Source organism: Actinoplanes sp. NPDC051633 (genome assembly GCF_040681735.1).
Lineage (GTDB): Bacteria > Actinomycetota > Actinomycetes > Mycobacteriales > Micromonosporaceae > Actinoplanes.
This window is the reverse complement of record NZ_JBFAZH010000259.1, coordinates 1-8,002: the sequence shown is the minus strand read 5'-3', so window position 1 is coordinate 8,002 and position 8,002 is coordinate 1. Positions and strand designations below refer to the sequence as shown.

The window sequence follows — 8,002 nt, the reverse complement described above, 5'->3', positions numbered from 1 at the left end:
CCTGCTGCCGCGGCTTGCGGAGCCGCACCCACGACTCGATCGGCAGGGTGCCGGGCGCCCGGTGCGAGCCGACGACGGGCGGGCTCTCGGGGCCGGACAACGCCTTCACGGTGATCGCGAACGGGTCGGCCGGGCGGGCGTGCTTGCCGCGGCGGCCCGCGGCATGACGGCGGCCCGGAGCCGGCTCGCGGGACAGCGCGGCCGCGACTGCGGTCGGGGCGGTGCGGGGGATGGGCGCGGGGGTGTAACGGGGCGACGGGACGGCCCGCCGCGTCGCGGTCACATCGGCCAGAGTCTCGGGTCGACGATGGCGGCCGCCGGACACGTGATCTGACGCCAATTGGTCGGAAGGCGTCATCAGCACCCGTATTGACTACCGGAGTCCGCCTTCGAACGCGAGATCGTTTCGGTGATCATGGGCTCACCTGCGGTGATCTGCGCAGCTCAGGGGAGTGCTGCGTGGACCGCGTCAGTAGCCTTTCGGGCGGCGATCAGCACCGGATCCCACACCGGGGCGAACGGCGGGGCATAGCTGAGGTCGAGCGCCGTCATCTCCTCGACGGTCATCTTGTTCCACACCGCGATGGCGAGCGCGTCGATCCGCTTGGCCGCCTCCTCCCGCCCGACGATCTGCGCGCCGAGCAACAGGCCGGTCCGCCGTTCCGCGATCAGCTTGATGGCCATCGAGGCCGCGCCGGGGTAGTAGCCCGCCCGGCTGGTCGACTCCACCGTCGCCGTCACGAACCCGTACCCGGCCGCCGCGGCCTCCTTCTCGGTGAGGCCCGTGCGGGCCACCTCGAGGTCGCACACCTTGGTCACCGCCGTGCCGATCACCCCGGGGAAGGTGGCGTAGCCGCCGCCGATGTTGATCCCGGCGACCCGGCCCTGCTTGTTCGCGTGGGTGCCCAGCGGCACGTTCACCTGCGCCCCGCTGACCAGATGGGTGGTCTGCACGCAGTCGCCGGCCGCCCAGAGCCCGTCGATCGGCCCGTCCGGCCCGACCACCCGCATCCGCAGATCCGTCCGCAGCCCGCCGGTCACCCCGAGCGGGATGCCGGACTCATCGGCCAGGGTTGTGTTCGGGCGTACGCCCAGACCCAGCACCACGATGTCGGCCGGCAGCGTCCCCGCCTGCGTGACCACGCCGCACACCCGGTCGCCGTCCATCTCCAGCCCGGTCACGTGTGTCCCGGTGCGGATGTCGATGTCCTGGCCCTCGATCGCCTCGCGCACCCGCGCGCCCATGTCGGGGTCCACGGTGGCCTTCATCGGTTGCGCGGACTTCTCCAGCAGGGTCACCTCGAGCCCGCGCCGCACCATCGCCTCGGCCATCTCCACGCCGATGTAGCCGCCGCCGATCACCACCGCGCGTCGCGGCTTGGGGTCGCGGTCCAGCCAGCGGTGGATCGCATCGCCGTCGTCCAGGGTCTGCACGCCGAACACGCCGCCGCCACGCACCCGCGCCCACGGTGGGGTGATCGGTGTCGCCCCCGCCGCGTACACCAGGTGGTCGAAGCCCTCACGCACCTCGCCGCCGGCCTCGAGATCGTGCGCGACCACCTCGCGGCGGTCGAGATCGATGCCGACGACCTCGTGCCGGATGCGCACGTCGATGCCGGCCTCGCGGTGTGCCTGCGGGGATCGCGCCACGAGCGCGTCGCGGTCCTTGACGAACCCGCCGATCCAGTACGGGATGCCGCACGCCGAATAGGACGTGAAGTGACCGCGCTCGAACACCACCGCTTCGAGGTCGCCGCCGAGCCGCTTGCGGGCCTGCGACGCCGCCGACATGCCCGCCGCGTCACCCCCGACGACGACCAGCTTCACGGCCGGGTGACCGTTGCCAGGTAATCCACCACGTCTGCGACGCTACCCCCCTTGCTCATCACCGCGCGCTGTCTTGCCGCGCCGGTCCCCTCGGAACGCATCCGGCCCATCAGCTCCGACACCGTCTCGAGGTCGCCGTGCCGCTCCAGCTCGTCGCGCACATGATCGAAGAGCTGCCGGAACAGCCGCCATGCCGGGCGCGCCTCGCGGGTCGCCATGTCGATGTTGAGACCCTCGAGCCCGTCGTGCGCGGCCCGCCAGTGGGCCGCCATCAGCAGTGGGTGCGGCACGTCGGGCGCGAGGTCACCGGCCCGGATGTCCTGCTGGATCCGGGACACCAGCGCGCGGGTGAGCGCGGCCAGCAGCATCGTGTCGTCCAGGGTCGGGCAGACGTCGCCCATCCGGATCTCGACGGTGGGGTAGTTCGCGGAGAGCCGCGCGTACCAGTAGAGCATTCCCTCGTCGAGCATCGCGCCGCTGGCCAACAGGTCGCCGACCAGCGTCTCGTACTGCTCGTAGGACTCCAGGTACGGCGTCGGTCCGACGGTCGGCCAGCGTTCCCAGAGCATCGAACGCCAGCTCGCGTAGGTCGTCTCGCGGCCCTCGTAGAACGGCGAGTTGACGGTGGCCGCCTGCAGGATCGGCAGCCACGGCCGCAGGTGGTTGAGCACCTGCACGCCGGTCTCAGGGTCGGGCACCGACACGTGTACGTGCATCCCGCACTGGCCGGAGCCGGGGGAGAGGTTGCCGAACTGCTCGCGCATCCGGTGGTAGCGCGGCTTGTCGACCACCCGGGCGTGCGGCCCGGCGGCCGGTGCGGCGCCGACGGCGACCATGCGTACGCCCGCCCGCTCGGCGGCCGCCGCCACCGTGGTCCGCAGTTTCCGCATCGCCTCGTGCAGCTCCCGCAGATCCAGCCGCGGCGGCCCGGCGACCTCGATCATGCTGCGCTGGAACTCGTGCTGCACCGAATCCCGCAGCTCGTCCGGCAGCTCGGCGAAGACCTCCTCGACGGCCTCCACCGCGTGCGGTTCGGAGCCGTCGACCAGCAGGTACTCCTCTTCGACGCCGAGCGTCAGCAGATCGTGCGACTCGGCCCGGGCGGCGATGTCGTCGGGAACCGTCGTCGCACTGTCCATGGCCGCGGCTTACCCGAGCGCGCCGACGGGGAAACGACGCTTGCGGGTGGCCGGTAATCTGGCCCGCATGGTGCTGTTCCAGGCGCTCTGGCTGATGCTGAGCCCTGCGAATTCGACGACCGAGCTGGTCCTCGGTCTGGCCGTGGTGGCCGCCGCACTGCTGGTCGCCGCCGCGGCGGCTCTTTCCCTGCCGTTGGTCGAGACGCCCGCGCCGGCGTCTTTCGCCAGGCCGCGCGCCGTTGCGATTCCCCGTCTCAGCGACCCGGACGCGGCCGGTCGTCCGCGTCCCCGAGCCCCGTCGGTGTGCCCGGCGGCCGGCTGACACCCGCCGCCTCCGCGTCCACTTCTTCCTTCGCGGGATCGCTGGGGTACCTCCATGTCCATTTTCGTTGACTTCGCGCACTCGATCATCAACGCTCTGGCCGCCGTCTCGACGCCGGCGCTGGCCATCGTCCTGTTCACCGCCGCCGTCCGGCTGCTGATCAGCCCGCTCACCTATTGGCAGTTCCGGAGCCGGCGTCGCCAGACCGCCCTGGCTCCGCAGCTGGCCGAGCTGCGTGCCAAGCACAAGAACGATCCGATGAAGCTCGCCACCGAGACGCTCGACCTGCAACGGGCCAACGGGGTCAGTCCCTTCGCCGGGCTGCTGCCCGCCCTGGCCCAGGCGCCGTTCTTCATGCTGATGTTCCGGGTCAGCAACGACGGCCTGATCGGCGGCTCGCTGCTCGGCCACCCGCTGACCGCTCACCTGGCCGCGGCGGTGCCGGTCTTCGCCGCCCTGATCGCACTGTCCGCGGCGCTGGCGTGGTGGTCGTCGCGGCAGATGCGCCGGCTCAACCCGGAGACGCCGGGGTGGATGGCCTGGCTGCCCTACCTGGGCGTGCCCGCCATCGTGATCCTGCCGCTGGCCGCCGGGCTCTACCTGGTCACCTCGGCCGCATGGACGACGCTCGAGCGGGCGGTGCTGTCGCACCCGGATCGGAAATCGGCGCCGAAAAATAGAGGTTGATAAATATTGACATCACTTTGACATGCGGCCGAAACTTCTCTGAGAGCGCTCTCTCAGAGAAGGGCCGTCCCCTCATGACTATCCGCACCCGACTCCTGACCGCCGCCGCCGGCGCCATCGCGCTGACCGGCTCGGTGGCCCTGGCGACCGCAGCCGACGCATCCCTCCCACCCCCGCCCGCCGGCTGGACCCAGGTCTGGGCCGACGACTTCACCGGCTCGTCGGGCACCCTGCCCAGCTCGGCCAACTGGATCATCGACACCGGCACGCAATACCCCGGCGGCCCCGCGCAGTGGGGCACCGGCGAGATCCAGACGTACACCAACTCGACCGCCAACCTCTCGCAGGACGGCGCCGGCAACCTGCGGATCACCCCGATCCGCGGCGGCAACGGCCAGTGGACCTCGGCGCGCATCGAGACGCAGCGCACCGACTTCAAGGCGCCGGCCGGCGGCGTGCTGCGCATCGAGGGCCGCATCCAGATGCCGAACGTGACCGGCGCCGAGGCGGCCGGCTACTGGCCGGCATTCTGGGCGCTCGGCGCGCCGTATCGCGGCAACTACCAGAACTGGCCCGGCGTCGGTGAGTTCGACGTGATGGAGAACGTCAACGGGATCAACTCCGTCTGGGGCGTGCTGCACTGCGGCGTCAACCCGGGCGGCCCCTGCAACGAGACGCTGGGCCTCGGTGCCAACCGGGCCTGCCCCGGCTCCACCTGCCAGTCGGCGTTCCACACGTACGCGTTCGAGTGGGACCGCAGCGTTAGCCCCAACCAGCTGCGCTGGTACGTGGACGGCCAGCAGTTCCACAGTGTCACCCAGAGCCAGATCGGTGAGCCGCACTGGACGAACATGACCGGCCACAACGGTTACTTCCTGCTGCTCAACGTCGCGATGGGCGGCGCGTTCCCGAACGGCGTCGCGGGCGCCGCGACCCCGACCGGCGCCACGGTCTCCGGCCGTCCGATGCTGGTCGACTACGTCGCGGTGTACTCGCGCGGCGGTGGCACCACCCCGCCGCCCACCGAGCCGCCGCCGACCAACCCGCCCGGTGGCACCCGGGACGCGTACGCGCAGATCCAGGCCGAGTCCTTCAACGCCTCCGCGGGCGTGCAGACCGAGGCCTGCTCCGAGGGTGGCCAGAACGTCGGGTGGATCGGCAACGGCGACTGGCTGCAGTTCGACAACGTCGAGTTCGGCAGCGGCGGCGTGCGTGATTTCGTCGCGCGGGTGGCCTCGGGCGCGGGTGGCGGCGTGAGCGGCCTGATCCAGGTACGCGTGGACAGTCGTAACAATTCGCCGATCGGCAGCTTCGCGGTGGGCAACACCGGCGGCTGGCAGTCATGGCGATCGATACCGGGCAACGCGTCCAACGTGTCCGGGCGGCACACGGTGTTCCTCACCTTCAGCAGCGGACAACCGGCCGACTTCGTCAACGTGAACTGGTTCCAGTTCCGGCGCTGACCGGTGCGGGGTGCCCCTTTACATATTCAGTTAAGAGTCCTAATAATTGACGGACCTCGAACTGTTGGAAGGGGCACCCCTCATGCGCCGTTCCGTCGTGCTGGGTCTCGCCGTCGTGCTCACCGCCGGCGGCGTGACCATCCAGGTCGCCTCGATAGCGAGTGCGGCCGAGGCCTGCGCTGCTGCCTGGAGCCCGTCGCAGGTCTACGTTGGCGGCAACGTCGCCTCGCAGAACAGCCACAACTACCGCGCCAAGTGGTGGAGCCAGAACGAGAGCCCGGCCACCCACAGTGGACAGTGGGACGTCTGGGCCGATCAGGGCGTCTGTGGTGGCGGCACCACTCCACCCACGACCCCGCCGCCCTCCGACCCGCCGCCCTCCAACCCCCCGCCGTCCGACCCGCCGCCCACCAACCCCGGCGGCCCGCTGCCGGCGCACTTCCTCACCGGTTACTGGCACAACTTCGACAACCCCGCCACCGAGATCCGGTTGCGTGACGTACCGGCGGCCTACGACCTGGTCGCGGTGGCCTTCGCCGAGGCGACCGGCACGCCCGGCGCGGTCACCTTCGGCATCGACCCCGGCCTGAGCGCGGCGCTCGGCGGTTACACCAACGCCAACTTCAAGGCCGACGTCGCCACCCTGCACAGCCGCGGCAAGAAGGTGATCCTCTCGGTCGGCGGCGAGCGCGGCTCGATCAGCGTCAACGACGGCGCCGCCGCGAACAACTTCGCCTCGACCGTGACCGCGCTGATCCGCGAGTTCGGCTTCGACGGCGTCGACATCGATCTCGAGAACGGCGTCAACCCGACCTACATGGCCCAGGCGCTGCGCAGCATCCACGGCGCCGTGACGCCCAAGCCGATCATCACGATGGCCCCGCAGACCATCGACATGCAGAACCCGGCCGGCTCCTACTTCCGGCTGGCACTGAACATCAAGGACATCCTCACCGTCGTGCACACCCAGTACTACAACTCCGGGTCGATGCTCGGCTGCGACAAGAACCAGGCCTACTCGCAGGGCACCGTGAACTTCATCGTCGCCCTGGCCTGCATCCCGCTGGAGGGCCCGGCGTCCGAGACGCTGCGGCCGGACCAGATCTCCCTCGGCCTGCCGGCCTCCAGCGGCGCGGCCGGCGGCGGATACGTCTCGCCCAGCGTGGTGAACCAGGCGCTGACCTGCCTGACCCGCGGCACCAACTGCGGTTCGTTCAAGCCGCCGCGCACCTACCCGGGCCTGCGTGGCGCGATGACCTGGTCGGTCAACTGGGACGTCACCAACAACAACGGTTTCGCCAACACCGTGCGCCCTCACCTCAACACCTTGCCCTGAACCCCCCACCTTTCGCCGAAGGGCCCATCCCCATGAAACTCCGGAGCAAACTGCTCACCGTGGCGGCCGTGACGGTGACCGGCCTGGCCGCCGCGGTGCTGCCGATGACCGTGTCCAACGCCGCCGAGGCCTGCGCCGCGGCGTGGAACGCCAGTCAGGTCTACGTCGGCGGCAACGTCGCCTCGCTGAGCGGCCACAACTACCGCGCGAAGTGGTGGAACCAGAACGAGAGCCCCGCCACCCACAGTGGACAGTGGGACGTCTGGGCCGACCAGGGCGCCTGCGGTGGCACCACGCCGCCCACCACGCCACCGCCCACCGACCCGCCGCCCTCGAACGGGACCAAGATGCCGGCCGCGCCGTACATCTATCCCGGCTGGGGCGCCCAGCCGGACATCGCCGCCGTGATGGGCAGCGGCGTCGGCGTCCGGTCGTTCACCATCGCGTTCGTGCTGGCCAGCTACAGCTGCAACGCGGTCTGGGACGGTGAGAGCGGCCTGACCGGTGGCAACCACGCGGCGACGATCAACGCGATCAAGTCGAGGGGCGGGACCGTGATCCCGTCGTTCGGCGGCTGGCAGGGCGCCAAGCTCGGCACGTACTGCACGACCGCGCAGTCGCTGGCGGACCAGTACATGCGGGTGATCGACACGTTCGGCCTGCAGGCGATCGACATCGACATCGAGAACACCGACGAGTTCGAGAACTACGCGGTGGCCGACCGCATCGTCGACGCGCTCAAGATCGTCAAGCAGCGGAAGCCCGGCGTCACCACGATCCTCACCTTCGGCACCACGCCGAGTGGTCCCAACGTGCACGGCATCCGGCTGATCAACCAGGTGAAGGCCAAGAACGCGGGCGTCGACATCTTCACCCAGATGCCGTTCGACTTCGGCGGCCAGGGCAACATGTACAACGCGACGGTCGGCGCCACCGAGGGGTTGAAGAACCAGCTCAAGTCCACCTTCGGCTGGACCGACGCGCAGGCGTACTCGCACATCGGCATCTCCGGCATGAACGGTGTGTCCGACGTCGGCGAGCAGACCACGCCGGCCATCTGGCAGCAGATCGTCAGCTACGCCAAGAGCCGCGGCCTGTCCCGGCTCGCCTACTGGGCGGCCAACCGGGACCGGCAGTGCCCGGGTGGCGCGACCGGTGAGCTGTCCTCCGACTGCAGCGGTGTCGCGCAGAGCCTCTGGCAGTTCAGCAGCATCAGCGCGGGCTTCTA

Annotated in this window: 7 protein-coding genes and 1 pseudogene; 5 read left to right on the top strand and 3 right to left on the bottom strand. The window is 70.3% G+C overall.

The genetic code is table 11. From position 1 onward, the window contains the following. From AB0M20_RS16750 to AB0M20_RS16740, 3 genes and pseudogenes are all read right to left on the bottom strand, one after another. A pseudogene (locus AB0M20_RS16750) lies at window positions 1-283 on the bottom strand (hypothetical protein); the annotation flags it as partial. Window positions 284-444: 161 nt separating this feature from the next. Continuing rightward, complete coding sequence (locus AB0M20_RS16745; RefSeq protein ID WP_364298958.1) at window positions 445-1,827, bottom strand: FAD-dependent oxidoreductase; 1,383 nt, start codon at window positions 1,825-1,827, stop codon at window positions 445-447. Then, the gene (locus AB0M20_RS16740) at window positions 1,824-2,966 is read right to left on the bottom strand and encodes a glutamate--cysteine ligase (RefSeq protein WP_364298956.1); all 1,143 of its coding nucleotides are present in this window, start codon (window positions 2,964-2,966) and stop codon (window positions 1,824-1,826) included. The genes AB0M20_RS16745 and AB0M20_RS16740 overlap by 4 nt, the downstream gene beginning before the upstream one ends. 46 nt (window positions 2,967-3,012) lie before the next feature. Here AB0M20_RS16740 and AB0M20_RS16735 point away from each other — a divergent pair, with 46 nt between their 5' ends. The 5 genes from AB0M20_RS16735 to AB0M20_RS16715 all read left to right on the top strand — a co-directional run. Further along, on the top strand, window positions 3,013-3,288 hold the full coding sequence (locus tag AB0M20_RS16735; protein WP_364298954.1) for a DUF6412 domain-containing protein: 276 nt from the start codon (window positions 3,013-3,015) through the stop codon (window positions 3,286-3,288). Window positions 3,289-3,342: 54 nt separating this feature from the next. Beyond that, complete coding sequence (locus AB0M20_RS16730) at window positions 3,343-3,975, top strand: YidC/Oxa1 family membrane protein insertase (protein ID WP_364298952.1); 633 nt, start codon at window positions 3,343-3,345, stop codon at window positions 3,973-3,975. A 74-nt stretch (window positions 3,976-4,049) separates the two neighbouring features. Beyond that, window positions 4,050-5,438, top strand: a complete 1,389-nt coding sequence (locus AB0M20_RS16725; RefSeq protein WP_364298950.1) for a carbohydrate-binding protein — start codon at window positions 4,050-4,052, stop codon at window positions 5,436-5,438. An 82-nt stretch (window positions 5,439-5,520) separates the two neighbouring features. Further along, window positions 5,521-6,774, top strand: coding sequence for a glycosyl hydrolase family 18 protein (locus AB0M20_RS16720; protein ID WP_364298948.1), 1,254 nt, complete (start codon window positions 5,521-5,523; stop codon window positions 6,772-6,774). A 32-nt stretch (window positions 6,775-6,806) separates the two neighbouring features. Beyond that, window positions 6,807-8,002 (top strand): glycosyl hydrolase family 18 protein (locus tag AB0M20_RS16715; protein ID WP_364298946.1); only part of this gene is annotated, 1,196 nt, incomplete at its 3' end.

What these genes read in the sequence shown, in the direction of transcription:
- AB0M20_RS16740 (WP_364298956.1), bottom strand. Translation starts at nt 2,966, where the DNA reads ATGGACAGTGCGACGACGGTTCCCGACGACATCGCCGCCCGGGCCGAG.
- AB0M20_RS16725 (WP_364298950.1), top strand. Translation starts at nt 4,050, where the DNA reads ATGACTATCCGCACCCGACTCCTGACCGCCGCCGCCGGCGCCATCGCG.
- AB0M20_RS16730 (WP_364298952.1), top strand. Translation starts at nt 3,343, where the DNA reads ATGTCCATTTTCGTTGACTTCGCGCACTCGATCATCAACGCTCTGGCC.
- AB0M20_RS16720 (WP_364298948.1), top strand. Translation starts at nt 5,521, where the DNA reads ATGCGCCGTTCCGTCGTGCTGGGTCTCGCCGTCGTGCTCACCGCCGGC.